The sequence below is a fragment of the Microbacterium phycohabitans genome, assembly GCF_032464935.1.
Lineage (GTDB): Bacteria > Actinomycetota > Actinomycetes > Actinomycetales > Microbacteriaceae > Microbacterium > Microbacterium phycohabitans.
On the sequence record NZ_JAWDIT010000002.1, the window covers coordinates 859,583 to 883,431 of the forward strand.

Annotated in this window: 20 protein-coding genes; 8 read left to right on the forward strand and 12 right to left on the reverse strand. The window is 70.7% G+C overall.

Annotated elements, in window-relative coordinates; translation table 11 throughout:
- Positions 1–228 precede the first annotated feature (228 nt).
- The 10 genes from RWH44_RS08370 to RWH44_RS08415 all read right to left on the reverse strand — a co-directional run bounded on the left by RWH44_RS08370 (position 229) and on the right by RWH44_RS08415 (position 11,376).
- Positions 229–1,008: a creatininase family protein gene (locus RWH44_RS08370; protein WP_316004221.1), complete on the reverse strand. Its 780-nt coding sequence runs from the start codon at positions 1,006–1,008 to the stop codon at positions 229–231.
- A complete protein-coding gene (locus tag RWH44_RS08375; RefSeq protein ID WP_316004222.1) occupies positions 1,005–2,336 on the reverse strand; it encodes an FAD-binding oxidoreductase in 1,332 nt (443 codons plus the stop codon). Before RWH44_RS08375 ends, RWH44_RS08370 begins: the two co-directional genes overlap by 4 nt.
- Before the next feature lie 416 nt (positions 2,337–2,752).
- The gene (locus RWH44_RS08380; protein WP_316004223.1) at positions 2,753–3,934 is read right to left on the reverse strand and encodes an ABC transporter substrate-binding protein; all 1,182 of its coding nucleotides are present in this window, start codon (positions 3,932–3,934) and stop codon (positions 2,753–2,755) included.
- A 132-nt stretch (positions 3,935–4,066) separates the two neighbouring features.
- Positions 4,067–4,957, reverse strand: coding sequence for an ABC transporter permease (locus RWH44_RS08385; protein WP_298870505.1), 891 nt, complete (start codon positions 4,955–4,957; stop codon positions 4,067–4,069).
- Complete coding sequence (locus tag RWH44_RS08390) at positions 4,954–5,730, reverse strand: ABC transporter ATP-binding protein (RefSeq protein WP_298870506.1); 777 nt, start codon at positions 5,728–5,730, stop codon at positions 4,954–4,956. The genes RWH44_RS08385 and RWH44_RS08390 overlap by 4 nt, the downstream gene beginning before the upstream one ends.
- A gap of 28 nt (positions 5,731–5,758) precedes the next feature.
- Positions 5,759–7,024 (reverse strand): amidohydrolase family protein, encoded by a 1,266-nt coding sequence (locus RWH44_RS08395; RefSeq protein WP_316004224.1) that lies wholly within the window; start codon positions 7,022–7,024, stop codon positions 5,759–5,761.
- Positions 7,025–7,493: 469 nt separating this feature from the next.
- On the reverse strand, positions 7,494–8,441 hold the full coding sequence (locus RWH44_RS08400) for a PDR/VanB family oxidoreductase (RefSeq protein ID WP_316004225.1): 948 nt from the start codon (positions 8,439–8,441) through the stop codon (positions 7,494–7,496).
- A 15-nt stretch (positions 8,442–8,456) separates the two neighbouring features.
- Complete coding sequence (locus tag RWH44_RS08405; protein ID WP_316004226.1) at positions 8,457–9,110, reverse strand: helix-turn-helix domain-containing protein; 654 nt, start codon at positions 9,108–9,110, stop codon at positions 8,457–8,459.
- On the reverse strand, positions 9,107–10,405 hold the full coding sequence (locus tag RWH44_RS08410) for an amidohydrolase family protein (RefSeq protein ID WP_316004227.1): 1,299 nt from the start codon (positions 10,403–10,405) through the stop codon (positions 9,107–9,109). The genes RWH44_RS08405 and RWH44_RS08410 overlap by 4 nt, the downstream gene beginning before the upstream one ends.
- Positions 10,402–11,376, reverse strand: a complete 975-nt coding sequence (locus tag RWH44_RS08415) for an XdhC family protein (protein WP_316004228.1) — start codon at positions 11,374–11,376, stop codon at positions 10,402–10,404. The genes RWH44_RS08410 and RWH44_RS08415 overlap by 4 nt, the downstream gene beginning before the upstream one ends.
- Before the next feature lie 51 nt (positions 11,377–11,427).
- On the opposite strand from RWH44_RS08415, the gene RWH44_RS08420 reads away from it, so the two are divergent.
- The 6 genes from RWH44_RS08420 (at position 11,428) to RWH44_RS08445 (ending at position 18,603) form a co-directional block, all read left to right on the forward strand.
- Entirely contained in the window at positions 11,428–11,997 is a 570-nt protein-coding gene (locus tag RWH44_RS08420; RefSeq protein ID WP_316004229.1) for a nucleotidyltransferase family protein, read from the forward strand.
- A 234-nt stretch (positions 11,998–12,231) separates the two neighbouring features.
- Positions 12,232–13,350: a multiple monosaccharide ABC transporter substrate-binding protein gene (gene chvE / locus RWH44_RS08425; RefSeq protein ID WP_298870525.1), complete on the forward strand. Its 1,119-nt coding sequence runs from the start codon at positions 12,232–12,234 to the stop codon at positions 13,348–13,350.
- 118 nt (positions 13,351–13,468) lie between these two features.
- On the forward strand, positions 13,469–14,998 hold the full coding sequence (gene mmsA, locus RWH44_RS08430; protein ID WP_316004230.1) for a multiple monosaccharide ABC transporter ATP-binding protein: 1,530 nt from the start codon (positions 13,469–13,471) through the stop codon (positions 14,996–14,998).
- A gap of 5 nt (positions 14,999–15,003) precedes the next feature.
- Positions 15,004–16,224 carry a multiple monosaccharide ABC transporter permease gene (mmsB, locus tag RWH44_RS08435; RefSeq protein ID WP_298870528.1) on the forward strand — a complete coding sequence of 407 codons (1,221 nt, stop codon included), beginning with the start codon at positions 15,004–15,006 and terminating at the stop codon, positions 16,222–16,224.
- Positions 16,225–16,323: 99 nt separating this feature from the next.
- On the forward strand, positions 16,324–17,535 hold the full coding sequence (locus RWH44_RS08440) for an ROK family protein (RefSeq protein ID WP_298870530.1): 1,212 nt from the start codon (positions 16,324–16,326) through the stop codon (positions 17,533–17,535).
- Between the two features lie 195 nt (positions 17,536–17,730).
- A complete protein-coding gene (locus tag RWH44_RS08445) occupies positions 17,731–18,603 on the forward strand; it encodes a lytic transglycosylase domain-containing protein (RefSeq protein ID WP_316004231.1) in 873 nt (290 codons plus the stop codon).
- Positions 18,604–18,664: 61 nt separating this feature from the next.
- On the opposite strand, the gene RWH44_RS08450 is transcribed toward RWH44_RS08445, so the two are convergent.
- Positions 18,665–19,753, reverse strand: coding sequence for an acyltransferase family protein (locus RWH44_RS08450; protein WP_316004232.1), 1,089 nt, complete (start codon positions 19,751–19,753; stop codon positions 18,665–18,667).
- Positions 19,754–20,195: 442 nt separating this feature from the next.
- Here RWH44_RS08450 and RWH44_RS08455 point away from each other — a divergent pair, with 442 nt between their 5' ends.
- The gene (locus RWH44_RS08455) at positions 20,196–21,419 is read left to right on the forward strand and encodes a glycosyltransferase family 4 protein (RefSeq protein WP_316004233.1); all 1,224 of its coding nucleotides are present in this window, start codon (positions 20,196–20,198) and stop codon (positions 21,417–21,419) included.
- The gene (locus RWH44_RS08460) at positions 21,416–22,477 is read left to right on the forward strand and encodes a glycosyltransferase family 2 protein (protein ID WP_316004234.1); all 1,062 of its coding nucleotides are present in this window, start codon (positions 21,416–21,418) and stop codon (positions 22,475–22,477) included. Before RWH44_RS08455 ends, RWH44_RS08460 begins: the two co-directional genes overlap by 4 nt.
- Here RWH44_RS08460 and RWH44_RS08465 read toward each other — a convergent pair.
- On the reverse strand, positions 22,442–23,803 hold the full coding sequence (locus tag RWH44_RS08465; protein WP_316004235.1) for an O-antigen ligase family protein: 1,362 nt from the start codon (positions 23,801–23,803) through the stop codon (positions 22,442–22,444). The two genes, RWH44_RS08460 and RWH44_RS08465, sit on opposite strands and share 36 nt — an antisense overlap.
- Positions 23,804–23,849: the final 46 nt, after the last annotated feature.

Genomic DNA, 23,849 nt, shown 5'->3' on the forward strand with positions numbered 1-23,849 from the left:
GCGCTGCACAACTCCTGCAGGACGAGCCCTCCGAACCGTTCTCGGCGCGAAGAAGTCGGATCTGCAGGAGTCGTGCACGCCCGCGGTGACTCGCGATCCCCGCTCGAGCCGCAGCGTCCGGCGCCCCGTCCGACCCGGCCGCCGCACGACTCCTGCAGGAGCGGCCCGCCGGGAGGGATCCGGCGCGGAATCGTCGGATCTGCAGGAGTCGTGCGCGCCTCGAGCGACTCACGCGGTGTAGTCGAATCGGCTGATCTCCTCGAGCGCCTCGACGACGAACGACACGCTCTGCTCGAACAGCTCCGCACCGTGCGCGGCGTTCGCGCCCGTCGGGTCGCCGAGCACGCCGGTCGGCCCGAAGTCGTTCGAGAGCCACCCGAAGGTCACGGGCTTGCCGTTGAAGCCGATGTGCCGGAAGTCGCCGATGAGCGCCGGAACGGTGGCCTCGAACTGCGTCGCGTCGACCAGCTCGGGGCGCAGGTGCATGATCATGCTCGTCTCGCCGTGCCCGGCGTGGATGCCGGTGCCGTGCTCGTCGGGCCCCCCGTCGGTGCCGTCGAACGAGGGCACGCGCGCGGCGGGCATGAAGAACGTGCGCAGACCGAAGCGGCGCCGGAGCTCCCGGTTCGCGACGTTCAGCAGGGCGACGTTTCCGCCGTGGCCGTTGAGGAACACGAGGGTGCGCGCGCGGGTGGTGAGGATCGATCGGCCGATGTCGACGACCGTCTGCAGCATCGTCTCGGGCGTGAGCCACAGCGTCCCCGGGGCCCACGAGTGCTCGTCCGACTTCGTGATCGACAGGGTCGGCAGCTGCCAGACGTCCAGCCCCTGCGCGGCGGCGCGCGCGACGGCGGCGGTCGCGGAGGCCTCGGCGACGATGGCATCCGTGGCCAGGGGCAGGTGCGGTCCGTGGTGCTCGATCGCGCCCGTGGGGAGCACGAGGATCGAGTCCTCGGTCAGCGCCTCGGCCGCGGCCGGTCCGCTCAGCTCTGCGAGAAGTCGGGTCATGAGATGATCGCTCCCTTGCGCGCGCCGGTGTAGTCGGGGTTGAGCTTGCCGGGGTTCAGCAGCCCGTTCGGGTCGGTGACGCGGGCCGTCTCGATCGTCTGCTCGACGTTGAAGTCGACGTTCCACTGGTGCGGATTGTGCACGCCCACCCCGATCGCGTTGAGCTCGGCGATGCCGCGGTACACGTCGTCCTCGCTCACGTAGGGGGCGGCGAGCATCCCGATCGGGAACGCCTTGGTCGACTCGATGTGCAGCTTCGATCCGGGGAAGACGCTCTCGACGGCCTCGATGTCGTCGGCGAGGGGAGCGCCCGCCACCTCGAGGTGGAACACCTCGTGCGGCTGGCTCTTCTGGTACCACTCGATCGGGTGGTTGTAGCTGAGCATCGACAGGCGGATGCTGGCCTGCGGCCCCTCGCGCACGGCTTCGACCCGGCCGCCGGCGCCCTCGATGATCGCCGTGACGGTGTCGATCTGGGTGGCATCCAGGATCACGCGCAGACTCGACCGCCCCTCCGGGATCGCCTCGTCGGCGGGGAGGGATGCCGAGATCTCGGGCCCGTCGCCCGAGACCAGGCGCGGTGAGGGGTCGAGGGTGCCGATGGTCTGCACCACGGAGAGGGTGCCGGCGAAGTCGGGGAAGCTCGCCCACAGGCCGCGCCACTCGCGCAGCGGTTCGAGGCGGACGGTCGCGCGGACGATGATGCCGGCGGTGCCGTAGTTGTGCACGTATTTCTGAGCGTCGTCGCCCTCGACGTGGATGATCTCGGCGCTGCCGTCGGCGTGCACGACGTCGAGCGCGGCGACGAAGCCGCGGTCGTTGGAGCCGTACGCGATCGATCCGGTCCCGCCCGATCCGCCGGAGAGGAAGCCGCCGATCGTCGACTGCGCGGTCGAGGGGTACATCCACAGCGCCTGGCCCGCGGCCCAGGCGGCCTGCTCGAGCAGCACCATCGGCGTGCCCGCCTCGGCGGTGATGTAGCCGTCGCCCACCTCGACGATCGCCTTGGCGCGGGTGGTGTCGATCACGAGACCGCCGTGCATCGGGATCGCCTGCCCGTAGTTGCCGGTGCCCTTGCCGCGCACGGTGATCGGAACCCCGTGACGGGATGCCGCCGCCACGGCCGTGGCGATCTGCTCGGCGTCGGCGGCGAAGACGACGAGGTCGGCCAGGCCCAGGGGGAGTTTGGCGGCGATGATCGGCGACATCGGCGAACCGTCGACGCTGGCGCGTTCGCGAACGCGCGGTTCGGTGCTGACGGCGGCCGGGCCGAGCAGGTCGAGCAGTTCGTCCTCGAGGGAGAGGACGCGGGTGGCGGTGTCGCTCATGGGTGTTTCTCCGGGTGGAACGGGCGGGGGAGGGATGCCGTGGGGGCGGGGGGCGGCTGAGCCTGTCGAGGCCACCGGGGGTGTCGCAGTGCGGAGGTGGCTGAGCTTGTCGAAGCCACCGGGGGTGTCGCGGGTTCCGGTCCCTTCGACAAGCTCAGGGACCTGGGTCTCGCGGGGTGTCGTGGGTTCCGGTCCCTTCGGCAGGCTCAGGGACCTGGGTGTGGCGGAGGTGGCTGAGCTTGTCGAAGCCACCGGGGGGCCAGTGGGTTCCGGTCCCTTCGACAAGCTCAGGGACCTGGGTCTCGCGGGGTGTCGTGGGTTCCGGTCCCTTCGACAAGCTCAGGGACCTCGGTCCAGCGGGGTTCGGGCCGCCCCGCCGGGCGGCCCGGCCCGCCGAGGCGGACCGGGCCGTCGGGTCAGAACGAGATGCTCGTGTCGATGAACTCGTTCGTGTACAGGTCGGCCGGGGTGTAGCCCGACGCCGGCGGGGTGCCGAGGTCGGTGTAGACCTTGCCGGCCTTGTCGAAGAAGTCCGCGAAGCGGTCGTCGTCGAAGTTGCCGTAGGTGGAGTCGGGGCCGTTGCCGACGAGGCCGAGGTCGACCTGCGTCTTGACGGAGTAGTCGGCCACGCCCTGCGTGTACGTCCAGCCGGTGGCGTACTCGTCGACGAGCTTCAGAATGAGGTCGTTGGCTGCCGACGGGTCCTTGTAGTACGCGACGCCGGCCTTCTGCAGCACGGGGACGAGCTTCGAGAGGCAGGGCGACAGCTCGTCGAACTTGTCGGCCTTGACCGACACCGACGACTGGTAGGTCTGCCATCCGGCGTCGTGGATCAGGGCGAAGTCGACGGGCTTGCCCCACGCCGAGACCTCGTTCTGGTACACGTACGGCTCGGCCGAGGCGAAGCCCTGCTGCATGTCCTTGCCGCCGGCGGCGACGAAGTTCGACGGCGTGCCGTCGTACGAGCCGTCGAGGATCGCCGAGTCGGCGAGGCCGGCGCTCTTGAGGTACTCGATGTACGCGGAGCCGTCGAAGTAGCGCCACACGCCTCCGTTCGCGGACAGGGCGCCCTTGACGTCGTCGATCGTCTTGACGTCGGGGTAGGTCTCCGGGTCCCACATGACCATGGTCGGGCTGATGTCCAGGGGCGCGAAGACGGCCTTGGTGGGGGTGGTGGAGGAGAGCTGGATCGCCTCGTCGGTGCTGATGTAGCCGAGGGTGATGGCGTCATCCTGGTACATCTGCGCCGAGACCGTCTGGAAGCCGATGGCGGGGCCGCCGGCGCGGATCTCGAGGTTGACGCCGGTGTACTCGCCGTCCGACATGAGGGGACCGGTGACCGCCTTGGTGTTGGCGTCGATCTCGTAGTCGTCCTTGATCATCTCGTAGAGGTGACCGTGCTCGGCCTCGGGGTTCCAGTCGGTCTGGACGACGATCGTCGAAGGGCAGTCGGCCGAGAGGTCGACCGAGCCGATCTCCATGTCGGAGGAGGCGGCCGGGGCGCTCTCCGCCGCGCTTCCGGCGCAGGAGGTGAGGGTCAGGGCGATCGCGACGGCGCCGGTGACGGCGGTGCCGCGGAGGAGGGTGGAGCGCTGCATGCTGGTTCGCTTTCTGTGACGTCGGTGGTGCTCGGGTGCGGGAGGGGGAGCTGCGGGTTTTCGGGTACGCCGGATGCCGCCTCCCGTACGGGCGCACGGGAGGGACGGCGCGGCGCTATGGCATCCGGGGGTCTAGAGGGCGCTTTCGTACCAGCGGCCGACGGCCACCTTCGACAGCCAGCCGAAGAAGGCGAAGATCGCGACACCGAGCAGGCACGCCGCGAGGATGGCGGCGAACAGCTCGGCGCTCTGCAGGCGCGACTGGTAATTGGCGATGAGCGAGCCGATGCCCGGCTCGCCGCGGCGGAAGAAGTAGTCGCCGACGATCGCGCCGATGACCGACAGTCCCGCCGAGGTGCGCATGCCGACGAAGATCGAGGGCAGCGCCGCCGGGAGGGTGAGCTTGGTCAGCACCGTCCACTTGTTCGCCTTCTGGAGGCGGAACAGCTCGCGCTGCGACTTGTCGACCGACTGCAGGCCGAACAGCGTGTTCGACACCATCGGGAACAGGGCGATGAGCACGCACACGATGACGCGGGCGGTGAACTCGTACCCGAACCAGAAGCCGACCAGCGGCACGAGCGCGAGGATCGGGATGCACTGCAGCATCACGGCGTAGGCGTAGGTCGAGCGCTCGACCCACCGCGCCAGCGACATCGCGATCGCCCAGCCGATGCCGAGGATCATGGCCACCGCGAGGCCGGTGAGGGCGACGCCGGTGGTGCGGAACAGGGCGATCCAGATGTCGGAGCCGACCTGCGGGTCGAAGAAGCCCATCGTGAACATCTCGTGGGGCATCGGCATGAGGAAGCCCTTGCCCGACGCGGCCAGCGCGATCGACACGCCGTACCAGCCGCCGAGCAGCACGACGAGCACGGCGAGCGGGGGGCCGACGACGCCGAGGCGCGAGGCGAATCCCCGTCGGGGTGCGGCCGCGCGCGGGCGGGGCGGCTCGAGGGGAGGGGTGGATGCCGGGGGTGCCGCCGTCGTGTCGACGACGGGCTCAGCGGAGGTGGTGCTCATGAGTGTCCTTCCCGGAGGGCGTGGGAGACCTCGCCGACGAGCTTCGCGAACTCGGCGGTGTAGCGGATCTCGGGGTCGCGCGGCATGTCGAAGGGGACCTCGAAGGTGTCGACGAGGTGGCCGGGGCGTCCCGACATCACCACGACCTTCGTGGAGAGGTAGATGGCCTCCGAGACCGAGTGGGTGATGAAGAGCCCCCCGAACTTCTGCTCGACGAAGATCTTGATGAGCTCGTCGTTCAGGCGTTCGCGGGTGATCTCGTCGAGCGCGCCGAACGGCTCGTCGAAGAGGAAGAGCTCGGGGTCGAGCGTGAGGGAGCGGGCGAGCGAGGCGCGCATCTTCATGCCGCCCGACATCTGCTTGGGCAGGTGCTTCTCGAAGCCGTTGAGGCCGACCAGGTCGATCGCCCACTTCGCCTTCGGGGTGCGAACGCGCTTGGGCTGCCAGTTGAGCTCGGCGAGGAGCTCGACGTTGGACTGCACGTCGCGCCAGGGCAGGAGCGTCGCATCCTGGAAGACGTAGCCGATGCGATCGGTGTTCACCGTCGCGGTTCCTTCGCTCGCGGATTCGAGACCGGATGCGATGCGCAGCAGCGTCGACTTGCCGCAGCCGGAGGGGCCGACGACGCTGACGAATTCGCCGCGCTGGACGGTGAGGTCGACGCCCGAGAGGGCGGTGGTGCCGTTGGGGAACGTCATGGCGACGTTGCGGAAGTCCAGGATCGGCGCGGTGGGATCCGCGACGGACACCGGGGCGGGGGAGGCCAGGGTCACGGGGGCGCTCTCTTTCGGTGGGGTCGGGTTACGACGCCGTCGCGGGTGCGGCGGTGCGGGTGGGTTCGGACGAGGAGATCGGGGCGGTCTCGGTCGACACGCGGGTGCGGCTGACCAGACGTCCCCGGTGGATGACGACGCGGTCGGCGCTGGCGAAGGCGACGGCCTCGCCGAGCGACTCGGCTCTCACCGCGACGAGGTCGGCCCGCGCTCCGGGGACGGGTCCCGCGAACGGCAGGCCCATGACCTCGCGCGCCCCGACCGTGACGGCTTCGACCGCGTCCTCGGGGGCGAGGTGCCCGGCGCTGACGAGCAGCGAGGCGGTCTCGAGGTGATCGCAGCGGCCCACGGGGTTGAACGGGTCGCGCACGTTGTCGGCTCCCGCGGCGACGCGCACGCCGGCGGCCTTGAGACGGCCGATCGGCGCGATCCCGCGCGGCACGGCGTGCTCGGCATCCCAGCCCTGCAGGTACAGGTTGGTGATGGGCAGCGCGATGATCCCGATCTCGGCCTCGCGCACGGTGTCGGCGAGGGAGGTGAGCTCGGTCGCCGGCATCATGCTCAGGCGCACGCAGTGGCCGGCGGTCCGGGGGCGGTGCCAGCCGGTGACGGCCCGCGCGTAGGCGGCGAGGGTGTCGGCTCCGGCGAGGCTCTCGTCGGTGTGCAGGTCGAGGCCGACGTCGCGGCGCCGGGCGAGGGCGACGAGACGCTCGAGGTCGGCGGTCGGATCCTCGGCGAGGTGCGGGGCGCCGCCCACCAGGTCGACGCCGGCGTCGAGCGCGGCCTCGAAGACCTCGTCGGCGACGGTCGGGCCGCCCAGGGCGACGAGCTCGAGGTCCATGATCCCCGCGAGCTCGGCCCGCAGCCGCACGAGGGCGCGGACGCCGGTGAGGGCGTCCTCCCCGCGCAGGAGGTCGACGTGGGTGCGCACGGAGGTGATCCCGGATGCCAGCATCCGCAGCGCCGTCGATCGCGCCCGGCGCAGCGTGTCGTCTTCGTCGAGGGTCAGGGCGAAGGCGTGCCAGCTCTCGATCGCGCGCTCGAGATCCCCGAACGGCGGCTGGATGGCATCCCACGACTGCGACTTGTCGAGGTGCGCGTGCGGTTCGGCGCCCGCGGCGGTGACGACGTATCCCTCGAGGTCGAGGACGACGCCGTCGGTCTCGGGGAGGGGGCTGCCGGCCGGGACCACCGCGAGCACCTCGTCGCCGTCGAGCGCGATGTCGACGACATCGCCGGAGGCGAGGCGCACACCCCGCAGAGCGGCGATGGAGGCGGGTGGAACGGCGGACACGGAGACCTCCGGGAAGTCGGGATGACGGGAGTCGAGACGGGGCCACGGCGACGGGGCGAGCCGCTCGGGGCGGCTGCGTCAGTGTTGGTGTGAGCAACATCCGGCGATGATCCGATGCTAGGAAGCGTGCGTTTCCGCCGTATTTCTCCCGCGTGACCCTCTCGACAAAGTTGTCGGACAGGCTGAGGCGGACGTCACCCCCGCTCCGACCCGTGCGCTCGCCGCCCCGCGCTCGCCGCTCGCGCCCCCGCGCACTCGCCGCTTGCGCGCTCGCCGCTCGCGCGCGACGAGCCGCGCGAGCACAGGAGATCACGCGAGAACAGGCCGCGTCGGCGCCGGCCGGTCCTGTTCCGACACGATCTCCTGTCTCCGTGGACTGGATGCCGGACCGGATGCCGCCCCGCTTCGCCGCTCCGCATAGCCGGGGGGCGACCGCACCGAATCCCCGCGTCGCGGCGATCGGGCCGAGTCAGAGCTCCAGCGTGATCCGCTCGCACGCCGCGCGCGAGACGCACGGCATCATCGTGCGGTTCGCGTCCTGCTCCTCGGGCGAGAGCACCGAGTCGCGATGCTCGATCTCGCCGTCGACGACGGCGACCTCGCACGTGCCGCACGTGCCCACGCGACAGCTCGAGGGCACGACGATGCCGTTCTCCTCGACCACGTCGAGGATCGACCGCTCGGGCGGGACCGTCACCGTCAGCCCCGACATCATGAGGTCGACCTCGAACGGCTCGCTCCACACCGGCGGGCCGAGCACCTTCGCCTCGAACCGCTCGACGTGCAGGCTCCCGCGCGGCCAGCCCGCCATCGTGGCATCCAGCGCCTCCAGCAGGCGCGCGGGCCCGCAGGCGTACACGACCGCGCGCGCGACGGGGGTGCCCAGGCGCTCGGTCAGGTCGAGGCGGCGCCCCTCGTCGGCCGCGAACATCTCGACGCGCTCGCCGTAGCGGGCCTCGAGCTCGTCGACGAAGGCCATCGTGGAGCGGGACCGTCCGACGTACAGCAGCGTCCAGGTCGCACCGGCGGCCTCGGCCGCCTCGACCATCGGCACGATCGGGGTGATCCCGATGCCGCCGGCCACGAACACGTAGGAGCGACCCGCCGTGGGCGCGAACAGGAAGTGGTTCGCAGGGCCCCGCACCCGCAGCGTCGCGCCGACCCGCGCGTTCTCGTGCAGCCACACCGAACCCTCGCGCTCGCGCAGCACCCCGATGCGCCACGTGCCGCGCTCGGTCGGCGAACCGCAGAGCGAATACTGCCGCTCGAGTCCGTCGGGGAGGATGACGTCGATGTGCGCCCCCGGCGACCAGTGCGGCAGGGTTCCGGTCGCCCGCTCGAGATCGAGCACGACGACCCCGTCGGCGGCATCCCGTCGTTCCCGCACCACGGCGTCGAAGCTCACCCCTGCGCTCACGCGTTCTCCTCTTCCTCAGACGTCGGTCGGATCGTCGGCGCCGTCGCCGTGGACGACCTCCTTGACGATCAGCAGGCGGTACGGCGAGCCGTCGGGCGAATGCCAGCGATGCGGGGTGCCCGAGCGGCAGTAGACGGAGTCGCCGACGTGGAGCGTGCGCTCTCCGAACGCGCCGAACGAGATCACGATCGAGCCCTCGAGCACCGTGAGGAACTCGTCCTCGTCGTGCACGTAGTGATCGCCCGGCTGCGGGTTGCTGCCGGTGAACTCGAGCGGCTCGAAGCGTCGAGGGCCCTCCGCGAGCAGGCGGGCGGTGCCTTCCGCGTACGGACCCGTCACGCCCTCGCCGGCGGCGACGAACGACGGCTGCGCGTCGGCATCGGCGCGCGGCGGCTCCGAGCCCGCGATCAGCTCGACCCGACTCGTGCCCAGGGCCCGCGCCAGGCGCTCGAGGCTCGCCATGCTGGGGCGGGCGAGCCCGCGCTCGAGCTGGCTGAGGAAGGGGTGCGACAGCTCGGCCGCCTCGGCCAGCTGGGTGAGCGTGAGCCCTCGCGCCTTGCGCAGGCCGCGCAGGTGCGCGCCGAGACGCTCGTCGCTCGTGGGGGTCTGCGGGGTGGGGGTCGAGTGCGCGGACGAGAGGGGGATCGCCGGTGGTGCCATGGACGTCATCGTGCCACCCTCTCGAAGAGTCGGGCGACGATCTCGCCCTCGTCGGCCGTGACCAGCCGGCCCTCGTCGACCACGACGCGACCGGCGACGAGAACCGAGCGCGGACGCCGCCCGGGCGAGGCCCACAGCAGGCCCGCGACCGGATCCGCCACGCCCGCGTCGGCCACTCCCGACACGTCCCACAGGCAGAGGTCGCCCGCCGATCCCGGCGTGAGGCGCCCCAGATCGCTCCGTCCGAGGCCGTCGGCGGAGCCCGCCGTGGCCATCGTCAGCACCTCGGATGCCGGCAGCTGGGGCCCCACCAGCGCCGACACCTGCATCGCCAGGCGCGCGTCCGCGAGCAGGTGCCCCGCGTCGTTGCTGCCGCCGCCGCTCGTGCCGAGCCCCACCGGGATCCCGGCGTCGAGGAGGCGCCGGACGGGCGCGACCCCCCACCCCATGGGCACGTCGCAGCCGGGAGCGTGGGTGGCGGTGACCCCGGATGCCGCGAGACGGGCGATCTCGTCGGGCGTGACGTCGCACAGGTGGGCGAGGGTCACGTCGGGCCCCAGCCATCCCCACTCCTCGAGCAGGTCGAGCGGCCGTCGCCCGTATCGCTCGAGGGCGATCTCGACGTCGACCACCTCGTTCGCCTGCGTGCGTCGGCGCAGTCCGTGGCGTCGAGCGACCTCGCCCAGCAGGGCGAAGGTCTCGCGCGGATCGCTGTGCACGCCCGCGGGCCCGACCGCGATCTGGAGCATCCCGTCGGCCGAGACGCCCCCGACGCCGTCGGGCACGAGCGCCGACACGATCGCCTCGGCCGAGATCGCGGCCTCCTGCGGGTCGTCGCGGGCCGCGCCACGGACGAACGCCACGCGTGCGCCGAGGTCGGATGCCGCGGTCGCCGCGCCCCGCGCGATCCCGACCGTGTCCGCGCCGCTCGGCCACGTCAGGTGGTGGTCGGCGACCGTGGTCACCCCGCTCAGCAGGGCCTCGGCGAGACCGGCGCGCGCGGCGAGGAGAGTCAGTTCGGGGTCGACGACCGCGTCGGCGTACGCCGCCGCCATCGCCGGCAGCCAGTCGCGCATCGGGATGCCCCGGGTTCCGGGAAGGGTGCGGAACGCGGTCTGCAGCAGGTGATGGTGGGCGTTCACCAGACCCGGCGTCACGACGCACCCGCTCGCGTCGACGACCCGCGCCCCGGTGAGGTCGGCCGAATCCACGACGCGTCCGTCGGCGATCACGACGTCGCCCGTGCGCACGCGCGCGGAGTCCTCGACGACGGCGACCGCGCCGCGGACGACGACGACGCTCATGCGCTCCTCACGGCGCACGATCCGGCATCCGCCTGCGACGCGTCGCCGCGGTGCAGGCGCCCGGTCAGGCCCTCGCTCAGCGGCCGCGCGTCGGCGGCGTTGCGGGACGAGACGATCTCGGCGATCACCGACAGCGCCGTCTCCTCGGCGGTGGCCCCGCCGAGGTCGAGACCCAGGGGCGAATGCAGGCGTGCGAGCTCGGCATCCGTCACTCCGACCCCGCGCAGCAGGTGCGCCCGCCGCGCGACGGTCGCCCGCGCCCCCATCGCGCCGACGAAGCCGACCGGCATGCGCAGCGCCGTCCGCAGGGCGGGCACGTCGAGTCGCTCGTCGTGCGTCAGCACGCACACCGCGGTGCGCTCGTCGGCGTCGTCGAGGGAGGCGAGGAAGTCGTGAGGCGCGGCGACGACGACCTCGACGGCGTCGGGGAAGCGCTCGCGGGTGGCGAGCAGCGCCCAGTCGTCGCACACCGTCACCGCGAATCCGGCCGCCGCTCCCAGGCGGCACAGGGCCGCGGCATGCTCTCCGGCGCCGAGGATGATCAGGCGCGGGGCGGCGGGCCGCTCGAGAACGAGCGGTTCTCCGTCGAGCTCGAGGCGCACGCGCGCGCCGCGTCCTGCGCGAGCCGCGTCGAGCGCCGGGCGGATGCCGTCGTCGAGCGGGTAGGCGACGACGTCGACCGCGCCGCCGCACGCGAGGCCCGCCGCAATGGGGGTGACGATGCCGTCGTCGGTGAAGCCGAAGCGCGCGCGGCGCACCGACCCGGTGCGCAGGACGTCGAGTCCGAGCATCACGGCATCGTTCTCGACGCAGCCGCCCGAGATCGATCCGATCACGCGCGCGTCGCGCGTCACGACGAGGGTGGCGCCCACGCCGCGCGGTGCGCTGCGCACGACGGCGGTGACCGTGACCGCCGCGAGAGGCACCCCGGCATCCATCAGGGGCACCAGGTCGGCGGCCAGATCGAGCATGGGGGCGACGGTAGTCGGGGCGTGTTTCGCGCACGCTACGCTGTCGTGACCATGCCCGCCGCGCCCCCCGTCGCCGTCTCGGGACTGGTCCTGGCCGCGGGGGCGGGTCGTCGTTTCGGCGGGCCCAAGGCCCTCGCCCGCACCCCGGCGGGAACGCCGTGGGTGGCTCTCACGGTGCGCGCGCTGATCGAGGGCGGATGCCGCGACGTCACCGTCGCGCTCGGGGCCGGCGTCGATGAGGCGGCGGCGCTCGTGCCCGCGGAGGCGTCGATCGTGCGGGTCGAGGACTGGAAATCGGGGATGGCGGCCTCGCTGCGCGCGGGACTGGCCGCCCTGTCGTCGGGGTCGGCGCTCGCGGCCGTCGTCGTCCCCGTCGACACCCCCGAGCTGGTGCCGGCGGCCGTCGCGCGCGTCGCCCGCAGAGCCGCCCCCGACGCCCTCGCCCAGGCCGCCTACGACGGTGCGCCGGGGCATCCGGTGCTGCTCGGACGGGCCCACTGGGCAGCGGTGTCGAGCGCCGCGCGCGGCGACGTCGGCGCGCGTCCCTACCTGATCGCGCAGGGCACGACGCTCGTCGAGTGCGCCGATCTGTGGTCGGGTGCCGACCGCGACGTGCGCTGACGGCTGATCAGGGCGCGTTTTCCGGCAATTCCGGCGGCTCGGTCACGGTCCGATCACGGGCCCGGACAATTTTGACGTGGCTATAGACAAAACCCTCGGCGATGGATATTTTTTCGGAGCCGTCATAATTCGACGGACCAGAGTGCCGGGACGAAGACGTACCCGATCCGACGCCGGGGAGGGCGCGGGTGCGGACCATACGGTCCCTGCTGTTCAGAGAGGAACGCAGATCACATGCTGAAGAAAATCCTGACCGGTGCGGCCATCGCGGCGCTCGCCGTGGGTCTCGGGGCGTGCAGCTCCACGCGCCCTGCCGACGGAGGCGGCGACGCCGCCGGTGCCAGCGGCGACTGCAACGTCGGCATCGCGATGCCGACCCGCAGCCTCGAGCGCTGGATCAACGACGGTGAGCAGCTGCAGAAGAAGCTGCAGGACGCCGGGTGCACCGTCGACCTGCAGTACGCCGACAACAAGACCGACCAGCAGATCAGCCAGATCCAGAACCAGATCTCGGGTGGCGCGAAGATCCTCGTCATCGCCGCGATCGACGGCTCCACGCTCGGCCCGGTCCTCGAAGAGGCCAAGTCGCAGAACGCCACGGTCATCGCCTACGACCGTCTCATCAACGGCAGCGAGAACGTCGACTACTACGCCACGTTCGACAACTACAAGGTCGGCACCCTGCAGGGCCAGTACATCGAGGAGCAGCTGGGCCTGAAGGACGGCAAGGGACCGTTCAACCTCGAGCCCTTCGCCGGCAGCCCCGACGACAACAACGCGAAGTTCTTCTTCGCCGGCGCCTGGGACGTGCTCCAGCCCTACGTGGAGAAGGGCCAGCTGGTCGTCCCCAGCGGCAAGTCGCCCGCGAACGACGACGCGTGGGCGTCGATCGGCATCCAGGGCTGGGCCTCCGACAAGGCCCAGGCCGAGATGGACAACCGTCTGTCGTCGTTCTACGGCGACGGCAAGAAGGTCAACGTGGTGCTCTCGCCCAACGACAGCCTCGCCATCGGTATCGAGGCGTCGCTGAAGTCGGCCGGCTACACCGCCGGAGCCGAGTACCCGATCATCACGGGTCAGGATGCCGACAAGGCCAACGTCAAGGCGATCCTCGACGGCCTGCAGTCGATGACGGTCTGGAAGGACACCCGTGCCCTCGGTGACCGCGTCTTCACGATGATCCAGGAGATCAAGGACGGCAAGGAGGTCGAGGTCAACGACACCAAGACCTACGACAACGGCAAGAAGGTCGTGCCCTCCTACCTGCTGACCCCCGAGGTCGTCGTCAAGGACGACGTGCAGTCCAAGCTCATCGACTCGGGCTTCCTGAAGGCCTCCGACGTCGGGCTCTGAGCCCCACCGGCCGGGGCGGGTCCCTCCCGCCCCGGCCCTCTCGCGGCGGGGCGGGTTCTCCCGTCCCGCCGCTCGATCCTCGCCACCTCGGCGAGGGAGCTGACGGAGGAAACACACCATGACCGAACCGATCCTGCGCATGGCGGGGATCTCGAAGTCGTTCAACGGCGTGCCGGCCCTGGCCGACGTGTCGGTCGACGTGCACCGCGGTGAGGTCCACGCGATCTGCGGCGAGAACGGCGCGGGCAAGTCGACCCTGATGAAGGTTCTCAGCGGCGTCTATCCGACGGGGTCCTTCGAGGGCACGATCACCCTCGAGGGCGAGCGGATGGAGTTCCGCTCGATCAACGACAGCGAGGCCGCCGGCATCGTCATCATCCACCAGGAGCTGGCGCTCAGCCCCTACCTCTCGATCGCCGAGAACATCTTCCTCGGCAACGAGAAGTCCAAGCGCGGCGTGATCGACTGGAACGCCACCAACACCGCCGCCGCCGACCTGCTCAAGCGCGTCGGCCTGCGCGAGAACCCCGCGACGAAGATCTACGAGCTCGGCGTCGGCAAGCAGCAGCTCGTCGAGATCGCCAAGGCGCTGGCCAAGGAGGTCAAGCTCCTCATCCTCGACGAGCCCACGGCCGCCCTCAACGACGACGACTCGGCGCACCTGCTCGACCTCATCGACCAGCTGCGCACGCAGGGGATCACCTGCATCATCATCAGCCACAAGCTCAAAGAGGTGCTGCGCATCGCGGATCGCATCACGATCATCCGCGACGGCCGCACGATCGAGACGATGCACCGCTCCGATCCCGAGACCGACGAGGGGCGCATCATCCGCGCCATGGTCGGCCGCGACCTCAACAGCCTCTTCCCGCCGCGCGAACCCGACATCGGCGAGGAGCTGTTCCGCGTCGAGAACTGGACCGTGCACCACCCCGTCGACACCGAGCGCGTCGTCATCCAGGACGCGTCCTTCATGGTGCGCGCGGGCGAGATCGTCGGCTTCGCGGGTCTTATGGGCGCCGGTCGCACGGAGCTCGCGATGAGCATCTTCGGCCGCATGTACGGCACGGGCATCTCGGGCGAGGTCTACAAGAACGGTCAGCAGATCGACGTCCGCACCGTCGACGCCGCGATCAAGCACGGCATCGCGTACGCCACGGAGGACCGCAAGAAGTACGGCCTCAACCTGATCGGCGACATCCAGGTCAACGTCTCGGCATCCGCCCTCGCCCGGCTCGCCCGGCTCGGGGTGGTCGACCGGTACCGCGAGTACAAGGTCGCCGACTCGTACCGCTACAAGATGAACATCAAGGCGCCCAGCGTCGCCGCGATCACCGGACGCCTCTCCGGCGGCAACCAGCAGAAGGTCGTCCTGTCGAAGTGGATGTTCACCGGACCCGACGTGCTCATCCTCGACGAGCCCACCCGCGGCATCGACGTCGGGGCCAAGTACGAGATCTACGGGATCATCAACGAGCTCGCGGCCCAGGGCAAGGCCGTCATCGTCATCTCGTCGGAGCTGCCCGAGGTCATCGGCCTCTCCGACCGCATCTACACCATCTCCGAGGGGCGCATCACGGCCGAGGTCAGCCGTGACGACGCCACGCAGGAGACCCTCATGCGGCACATGACCGCCGGAAGGAACTGACAGACATGGCCACCGCATCCACCCAGACGGTCGACGCGCCGACGCAACCCGGACCGCGACGTCGCGGCCTGCTCGCGCGCATCAACTTCCGTCAGTTCGGCATCCTCGCCGCCCTCGTCATCATCATCGTGCTGTTCCAGGTGCTCACGGGCGGGCGCCTGCTCATGCCGGGCAACGTCAACAACCTGATCCAGCAGAACGCCTACGTGCTGATCCTCGCGATCGGCATGGTCATGGTGATCATCGCCGGCCACATCGACCTGTCGGTCGGTTCGGTGGTCGCCATGGTCGGCGCGATCGCCGCGATCGCGATGAACCAATGGGGCCTGCCCTGGTTCGTCGCGGTCCTGCTCTCGCTCGTCGTGGGCGCCGTGGTCGGGGCGTGGCAGGGGTTCTGGGTCGCCTTCGTCGGCATCCCCGCGTTCATCGTCACCCTCGCGGGCATGCTGCTCTTCCGCGGCCTCACGCTGGTGCTCCTCACCGGCGGCACGATCAGCGGCCTGCCCGACGGGTTCACCGCGATCGGCGCGGGCTGGCTGCCGCCGTTCCTGGGCTACCTCGGCAACTGGGACGCCCTCACCCTCGTGCTCGGCGCCATCGCGTGCGTCCTGCTGATCGTCCAGCAGCTGCGCACGCGGGCGACGCTCCGCCGCCTCGAGCTGCCCCGCGAACTGGCGTGGTCGTTCTGGCTGAAGAACGCCATCGCGGTCGTCGCGATCATGGCCGTCGCCTTCACGATCGCCGCGTACAACGGCACCCCGATCGTGCTGATCATCCTCGCCGTGCTCGTCCTGGCCTACACGTTCGTGCTCAACCGCACGACCTTCGGCCGGCACATCTACGCGATGGGCGGCAACCTCTTCGCCGCCGTGATGAGCGGGGTGAAGACGAAGTGGGTCAACTTCTTCATCTTCGTCAACATGGGCGTGCTCGCGGGCCTCGCCGCGGTGGTCAGCACCGCACGCGCCGGTGGCGCCGTGGCATCCGCCGGTCAGAACTACGAACTGGATGCCATCGCGGCGGTGTTCATCGGCGGTGCCGCCGTGCAGGGCGGCATCGGCACGGTCGTCGGGGCCGTCGTCGGTGGTCTGGTGATGGGCGTGCTCAACATGGGCCTGTCGATCCTGAGCGTCGACGCCGCGTGGCAGATGGCCATCAAGGGCATCGTGCTGCTCCTGGCCGTCGCGTTCGACATCTTCAACAAGCGCCGCAACGGCGGTGTCTGAGCGGATGGGGAGCGCGGCCTCGCGGCCCGCTCCCCATCTGCTCCGCCCGCTTTTCCGCCCGGACCCCCGCGATGCGATGATGGGGGAGGTGTCTCCCTCATGACTCCTGCCGTGTTCGAGCCCGCAACCCCGCTCGCGCCGCCGGCTGGCCGTACGACGAACGACCTGATCCGTCAGCAGAACCTCGCGTCCGTCCTGTCGCTCCTCCACTCCCGGGGAGCGCTCTCACGCGCCCAGCTCGGGGCGACCACGGGGCTGAACCGCTCCACCGTCACCGGTCTGATCATGGAGCTCACCGAGCTCGGCCTCGTGCGCGAGGCCCCGGGCGGAGAGCGCACCGGCAAGGTCGGCCGCCCCACGCTCGACCTCGAGCCCGAAGACCACGTCGCCGCCCTGAGCGTGCGGGCCGAACCGCACGCGGTCACGGTGGCCCTGGTCGGTCTCGGCGGCGTCGTCCACGCCCGCCTCCGTCACGACACCGCCAGCGCCCCCTCGCCGCGGCGTTTCGTGCAGATCGTCGCCTCGTCGGTCGAGGCCATGCGGGCCGACATCGACCGGCACTATCGCGTCGTGGGCGCGGGTCTCGCCGTGCCGGGCCTGGTCAACGCCAACGGTTCGGTGCTGGTGTCGCCGACCCTCGGGTGGAAGCGCGACCCCGTCTCGGCCCGCTTGAGCGACGAGCTCGGGATGCCGGTGACCGCGGGCAACGACGCCAGCATCGGCGCTCTCGCCGAGTCCCGGTTCGGCGTCGGGGTGGGCGTCGGCAACCTGCTGTACCTCGGCGGCGCGATGCACAGCATCGGCGGCGGCCTCATCATCGACGGGACGCTGCTGCGCGGCACCTCCGGCTACGCCGGCGAGCTGGGGCACACGGTCGTCGACCCGCGCGGCCGGGCCTGCGTCTGCGGACGCCGCGGCTGCCTCGAGGCCGAGGTCAGCCTCGACATCCTCGAGCCGCTGCTCGGCCGTCGCAAGCTCGACGAAGACGAGCTCGACGTCGAACTCGGTGTCGCGCGCAACCCGCGCGTGATGACCGAGGTCACCCGTCAGGTCGAGATGCTGTCGCTGGCGCTCACCAACTTCGTCAATGCGTTCGCCCCCGAGACCGTCGTCCTCTCGGGCTATCTCGGCGCCCTGCTGTCGGTGAGCCGCGAACGTCTGGCCGACGCCGTGCGCGTTCACCCGCTCGGAGCCGAGGGACGCGCGATCCGCCTCGAGCGCGCCCACCTGCGCTCGCGTCTGATGCTCATCGGCCCCGCGGAGCTCGCCTTCGCCGACCTGCTGTCGAACCCGGCGGGCTTCCGCGGCTGACCCCGCGCTCCCGCGAGTCGACGCCGCCCCGCGCTCGCGCGCCACCCGCAGTCTCCGCGATCCGCCCCGCCCCGTCCATCGTGCGATCCACGTCCGAGGTCGGATGCCGTATCCCGAGCGTTCATGCCCGCGTCGAGACCCTCGCCTAGCGTCGCCGGGTGCGCTCGACCCGATGGGCGCCGCCGGGAGGTGCGGGTGGACTCCGAGTTCGTGCGTCGACCGCTGTGGCCGTGGCTGTGCGCGGTGGTCGTCGCGGTGGTCGGTGTGGCGGTGCTGTGCACGCAGGCGCAGGCCATGGCCCGCGATGCCGAACGGCATCCGGCTCCGACTGCTGCGCCGACTGGAGGGGCCGAGGTGGCCGGTGCCCCTCGCGACGTCGATGCGGCGGGGGCCGAGGTGGTGGGTGCCCCTCGCGAGGCCGCTGCGGCGGGGGTGGCTCCGTCCTCATCCGAGATTTCGTCCTCGGCCGACTCGCCCTCCCTGCCGGCCGTCGGAGGATCCGCAGACGTCATCGCCGCGGACCCGACCTGGGTGTCCACGATCGCCGCGCGCACCGGCATCCCCGCCCGCGCGCTGCGCGCCTATGCCACGGCCGCGCTCACCCTCCGTGTCGAGCAGCCCGGGTGCGGCCTCGGATGGAACACCCTCGCGGGTCTCGGTGCGATCGAGTCCGGACACGGAACTCACGCGGGCGGGCGGCTCCGCGACGACGGCTACCCCGATCCGCCCATCCGAGGGATCGCCCTCGACGGATCCGCGAGCGCGTCGATCGCCGACACCGACGGCGGGAGCGTCGACGGGGACGCCACCTGGGATCGCGCCGTGGGGCCCCTGCAGTTCATCCCCTCGACGTGGCGGTCGTGGGGCGTCGACGCGAACGGCGACGGCGTCGCGGATCCGAACCAGATCGACGACGCGGCCCTGGCCGCGGGGCGCTATCTGTGCGCGGCCGGCGAGATGACGAGCCCGGCGGGCTGGCGTCGGGCGGTGTTCTCGTACAACCATCTCGACAGCTACGTCGCCGACGTCGCGGCCACGGCGAACACCGCCGCCCGCCTCGCGGGTTGAGCCCCGACCGCTGCGCGCGGACCTGCTCCGATCGCAGATGGATGCCGGAGCCTTGGCGCGGTCAGCGCGTCGCCGCTCGCGCTCGGCGGCGCGCGGCGATGCGGTGACCCCAGCGGTTCATCGGGGCCTCGACGAAGCGGTACGACGCCCACGCCAGCAGGAGGGCGCCGGTCAGCCCGACGGGATACTGCACCCACGACGGGATGCTCGGCGGGAGTCGCTCGAGGGTGTTGAGCACGAACGCGTGCGTCAAGTACAGCGAGTAGCTCACCGTGCCTACGAACAGCAGGGGCCGTGCGCTGAGCGCGGCCGCCGCGGCTCCGCGCGGTGCGGTGAAGAGCGAGATGATCGTCAGCGCCCACAGCAGTCCGTAGGGCACGTACCACGGCCCGCCCAGCGCGATGTCGGGGGAGAGGACCAGCCCGAGACTGGCCGCGAGCAGGAGCCAGGTCGTCCAGCGACGCCCGAGCATGCGGCCGAGCACGGCGAAGGAGGCACGATGGTGCAGTCCGACGGCGACGAGGACGCCGAAGATGATGTGCGCGTAGGGCTGGACCACCCGGGCGAGGGGCGTGCCGAACCCGACCGCGCTCACGACGCTCGCCGACACCAGCAGGATCGGCACGAGCACGGCCCATCGGCGGCGCAGAAGCAGGAAGCCGACCACCGGCCACACCAGGTAGAACTTGTCCTCGATGCCGATGGACCACGCGCCCGAGAAGGGCGCCTGACTGTCGACCGTGTTGGTGAGCTGGACGATCTCGGGAAAACCGAGCAGGTAGCCCGGGAGGGCGCTGACGAACTCGACGCGGCGATCGGCCTGCGCCCCCACCACGAAGATGAGTGCGCCGTACACGGCCAGCACGAGCACGTACATCGGCAGGATGCGGAAGGCCCGACGGATGTAGAACGCTCCGAAGTCGACGGGACGCTCATCGCTCTCGCGCAGGAGCAGCGTCGTGATGATGAAGCCCGAGATGACGAAGAAGAGCGTGACCCCGACCCCGCCGTGCACGGCCTTCCAGGGCCCGGAGGCCTCGACATGTCCCGTGAAGACGAGCAGGATCGCGATCGCCCGCAGGCCGTCGAGGGGAAGCAGCCGAGTGGTCTGGCGGAACGCGGAGTACGTCGTCTCGACGGCGTGAGTCATCTCGTCCTTTCCGTGCGCAGAGGGGCGCACCTTCGGCGCATCTCGGCGTCGGCGTGATCAGAGGTCGTTCTCCGCGAGGATGCCTCTCGCGCGACCCGGCGCTCGGGGGCGGGTGGCGCGAGGGGCGGATCCACGCGCGATGGCCAGGGCGGATTCACCCCATCCCTCACACGCCGCATGCGACGCGCGCGCTCCCCGAGGGAGCTCTCTCGGAAGCCCGCGTCCTCCCCGCCGCGGGTGCGGGTGACCGAGGAGGTGAAGTGCGGGGTTTCGCGTGCTCTTCCCGGTGGGCGCTCGCGGGCGCGGTGTCTGTCGTCGCCGCCAATGGGACGGGAACGAGGTGGGGAGGCGCGAATGCCGGGCGCTGTGAGATTGGTAGCTTCCCCCGGGAGCCTCGACGATTCCCGCGGCTTCGTTCGAGAGGCCATCGCGAGGAGAAGTCATGCGGATTGCCAGTGTGGTCGCCCACGTCCCGTATTCGGGGATCGCCCACGCGGGTGGACAGTACGTTCTCGCCCACCTCCGCGCCCTTCGTGCTCTTGGGCACGAGGTCACCGTCGTGGCTCCGGGCTGGCGGGGCAACGACGAGGCGGCCGAGCGCCTGCGGGCGGAGCTCGATGTCGAGGTCGTGGTCTGCGCACCGCGCGTCGACGGACGGCTGGCCCAGTGGCTGGACACGCAGCAGATCCGGCTGTTCCCTGTGCGTCCTCCGCGCCGGTTCCGACAGGCGCTCCTGCGTTCCGAGAGGGTGCGCGATGCTTTCCGGCAGGCCGAGCTCATCGAGGCGCACTGGACGGAGATGTCATGGATCAGTCGGGCGGCGCGGACCGCACCTGACGCGCGACGTGTCGTCATCGCTCACGACGTCATCACCCAGACGTTCGAGCGCATCTTCGCCAGGGAGCGCAGGGGGTCGCCGAAATGGATCCTCGGCCTCTGGCGCAACGCCAGCGTGGTGCGTGACGAGGGCCTGCTCTACCGATCGATGGACACCGTGATCGTCTTCAGCGAGAAAGACGCGGGGTACGTGCGCCGCCTCGGTGCGGCGCCGAGCAACTCCCTCGTCCTGCGGCCCCCGTTCGCGGGATCCGATGGTGTCGGCGTCACCGGGATCCCCGCAGACCCGCCGACCGTCCTCTTCGTGGGAGCCTTCTTCCGCGACGTCAACGTGGAAGCAGCGGAGTGGCTCATCGACGAGATCATCCCGCTCGTGCGTGCGGAACGCCCCGACGTCCGGTTCATCCTGGCGGGTGCCGATCCCACCCCCGGCATGATCGCGGCGGGCGAGCGCGACCCGCTCCTCGAGGTGACGGGAGAGGTGGCGACGCTGGACCCCGAGTACGCCCGTGCGACGGCCGTCGTCGTTCCCCTCCGCATGGGGGCAGGGCTGAAGTTCAAGACGGTAGAGGCGATGATGCGCGGCATCCCTGTCGTAGCGACGTCTGTCGGCGCGGAAGGATTGGTCGGTGAGGGCGAGACCTCGGGCCTCGTCGTCGCCGATGATGCCGAAGACCTGGCGGCGGCGCTGCTGCGGGTGCTGAACGACCCCTCGGCGGCCTGGGAGGCTGCTCGCGCCAGCCGGGACTGGGCGCAATCGGTCTTCGGGATCGAGACCTACCCCGCACGCCTCGAGGCGGCGCTCCTGGGTCAGGGGGTCGAGCGATGAGCGTTGCGGTGGTGGTCCCCAACTGGAACGGTCGCGAAGACCTTCGCGTATGCCTGGATGCTCTCCGTCGTCAGACCATGGCGGTGGAGATCGTGGTCGTCGAGAACGGCTCGACGGATGGCTCGACGGAGATGCTGCGTGCGTCCTACCCCGACGTGACGCTCCTGCCCCAGCGGGTCAATCTGGGGTTCGCCGGCGGGGTCAATGTCGGTCTCCGTTACTCCCTGCGTCAGGGGCACGAGCACGTTGCGCTGCTCAACAACGACGCTGTCGCCGACCCGAGCTGGATCGAAGAGCTCGTCGCCGTGATGACGAGCGATGACCGTATCGGGATGGTCGCGAGCAAGTTCGTCACGATCGACGGTGAGCGCCTCGACAGTACCGGGGAGTGCTACTCGAGCTGGGGGCTGCCCTTTCCTCGCGGTCGCGACGAAGAGGACCTCGACGCGTACGACGACGCGGTGCAGATCTTCGGCGCGAGCGGGGGATCGACCCTCTACCGCGCCGAGATGCTGCGTGACATCGGGCTCTTCGACGAGGACTTCTTCGCCTACTTCGAAGACGTCGACATCAGCTGGCGAGCGCAGTTGTGGGGATGGGGTGTCCGTCTCGCGCCGCGTGCGATCGCGCGCCACCGCATCGGCGCCACGAGCTCGCGGATGCCCGGCTTCACGACCCATCAGACCCTGAAGAACCTCGGGTGGCTGATGATCAAGAACGTCCCGATGAGCCTCCTGCCGACGGTCGCGCCCCGACTCCTGCTCGCGACCACCATCACCTTCGTGCGAGCAGTCGTGCGGGGCCAGGGGCCGACGGCGGTGCGGGCGGTGGTGATCGCCGTGCGCAAGACACCCAAGAAACTCCGGGAGCGCGGCGACATTCAGCGCGGGCGCCGTGTCGATGACGCCGTCGTGCGGTCGTTGCTCACGTGGGACCTGCCCCCGCGCTCCCACAACCTTCGGCGCCTGCGGGCTGTGGTGACGAGTCCGGTGCGGGCCTTCCGTCGCGGACGGACGCCGGACTCACCGGTGCAGCAACGGAAGAGTGCCCCGCGCTGATTCACCACGCTGCTCACCCGTTCTGCCGACGCGAAGCGGTGTGAGCATCGGGCTCTGCGTCGCGATGACGAAAAGGGGGACGAGCATCGCGGCGAACAGGTCGTCGGGTGCTTCGACGCGCCACGCCGACTCCGTGATCGAGAGGCCGGCGAGTACGCACAGGAATCCCAGCGCGGCGACGCTCTCTCGCGTGGGGAGGCGTGTCGCGATCCGCGCGCTCCGATAGACGACGAAGCCGAAGGTGGCCACCAGGAGGAGGCCACCGGTCACCGTGTACGTGACGAAGACGTTGTGCCCGTGCCCTGCCGCCGTGGTCAGAGCGTCTTTGAGGACGTCGTAGTTATCGGTGAACCAGGAGTGCCCGAGGCCGTCCAGCCAGCGGACACCGGACAGCTGCGAGAGCGTGAACTGCCAGATGGCACCCCGCAGGGTGAACGCCGTGGGATCCGTGGTCGTGAGCGGGATGACCACGACGGCGGCGCAGAGGCCGAACAGCAGCATCCCGGTGACGGCGCGCCAGGAACGGCGCAGCAGCGTCGCGAGCAGCACGACGACGAACCACACGATGACGCCCGTCACCGCCGTGCGCGACGCCGACCAGAGGATCGCCATGATCAGGACTGCGGCCGTCGACCATCGCAGATACCAGCGCGAGAACAGGTGTGTGAGGGGGAGCGCGAGAGCGAGGAAGAGCCCGTTGCCGTTCGGGTGGGAGAAGAAACCGGCCAGCAGTGGCAGGTCGAGGAGGGCTTTATCGGTGGCGAGGTCGAAGCTCTGGGGCATGTACACGAGCCGGGGAGCCACGGCGGTGAGCACCATCGAGGCCGCCGCGAGCCCCGTGGCGAGGAGGGCGTAGAGCCGCAGGTCGCCGACGCGCACCTGCAGCGCCCAGATCGCGATCGCGATGCCCATGGGCAGCAGCACCTTCTCGGAGACGGGGCGGGCATGCGAGAACTCGTCGAACGCGATCCAGAGCGAAGGCAGAAGAACGACGACAAGCGGGGTGATGTCGGCGCGCACGAACATGACGCGGAAGACGAGGAGGAACAACGTGATGCCCGCAGGGACGAGGAAAGCGACCCACCAGGCGTCGACGACGGCCTGGGCGATCGTGAACTTCACGCCCTCGACCGCCTTGGTCCGATCCATCGTCAGCGTCTGCGCGACCGGGCCCGAGATCGAGACGCCCCACAGCACGAGGAGCGTCAGGTAGGAGGACAGTCGGGAGCTCGAGCTGCGGACGGAGCCGCCGGTTCGGAGTGCGCGCCGTGTCGGAGCCGCGGGGGGCGGGAGCGGTCGCTGCACGGTGACGGCCGAGGAGGTCATCCGCACAGAGTAGGAGCGCGCGGCGCGACGACTCCCCGCCGGCTCA

Bases quoted from the DNA above. Each gene is read 5' to 3' on its own strand.
- RWH44_RS08370 (WP_316004221.1), bottom strand. From the start codon at position 1,008: ATGACCCGACTTCTCGCAGAGCTGAGCGGACCGGCCGCGGCCGAGGCG.
- RWH44_RS08375 (WP_316004222.1), bottom strand. From the start codon at position 2,336: ATGAGCGACACCGCCACCCGCGTCCTCTCCCTCGAGGACGAACTGCTC.
- RWH44_RS08380 (WP_316004223.1), bottom strand. From the start codon at position 3,934: ATGCAGCGCTCCACCCTCCTCCGCGGCACCGCCGTCACCGGCGCCGTC.
- RWH44_RS08385 (WP_298870505.1), bottom strand. From the start codon at position 4,957: ATGAGCACCACCTCCGCTGAGCCCGTCGTCGACACGACGGCGGCACCC.
- RWH44_RS08405 (WP_316004226.1), bottom strand. From the start codon at position 9,110: ATGACGTCCATGGCACCACCGGCGATCCCCCTCTCGTCCGCGCACTCG.
- RWH44_RS08410 (WP_316004227.1), bottom strand. From the start codon at position 10,405: ATGAGCGTCGTCGTCGTCCGCGGCGCGGTCGCCGTCGTCGAGGACTCC.
- RWH44_RS08415 (WP_316004228.1), bottom strand. From the start codon at position 11,376: ATGCTCGATCTGGCCGCCGACCTGGTGCCCCTGATGGATGCCGGGGTG.
- RWH44_RS08420 (WP_316004229.1), top strand. From the start codon at position 11,428: ATGCCCGCCGCGCCCCCCGTCGCCGTCTCGGGACTGGTCCTGGCCGCG.
- chvE (WP_298870525.1), top strand. From the start codon at position 12,232: ATGCTGAAGAAAATCCTGACCGGTGCGGCCATCGCGGCGCTCGCCGTG.
- mmsA (WP_316004230.1), top strand. From the start codon at position 13,469: ATGACCGAACCGATCCTGCGCATGGCGGGGATCTCGAAGTCGTTCAAC.
- mmsB (WP_298870528.1), top strand. From the start codon at position 15,004: ATGGCCACCGCATCCACCCAGACGGTCGACGCGCCGACGCAACCCGGA.
- RWH44_RS08440 (WP_298870530.1), top strand. From the start codon at position 16,324: ATGACTCCTGCCGTGTTCGAGCCCGCAACCCCGCTCGCGCCGCCGGCT.
- RWH44_RS08450 (WP_316004232.1), bottom strand. From the start codon at position 19,753: ATGACTCACGCCGTCGAGACGACGTACTCCGCGTTCCGCCAGACCACT.
- RWH44_RS08455 (WP_316004233.1), top strand. From the start codon at position 20,196: ATGCGGATTGCCAGTGTGGTCGCCCACGTCCCGTATTCGGGGATCGCC.
- RWH44_RS08460 (WP_316004234.1), top strand. From the start codon at position 21,416: ATGAGCGTTGCGGTGGTGGTCCCCAACTGGAACGGTCGCGAAGACCTT.
- RWH44_RS08465 (WP_316004235.1), bottom strand. From the start codon at position 23,803: ATGACCTCCTCGGCCGTCACCGTGCAGCGACCGCTCCCGCCCCCCGCG.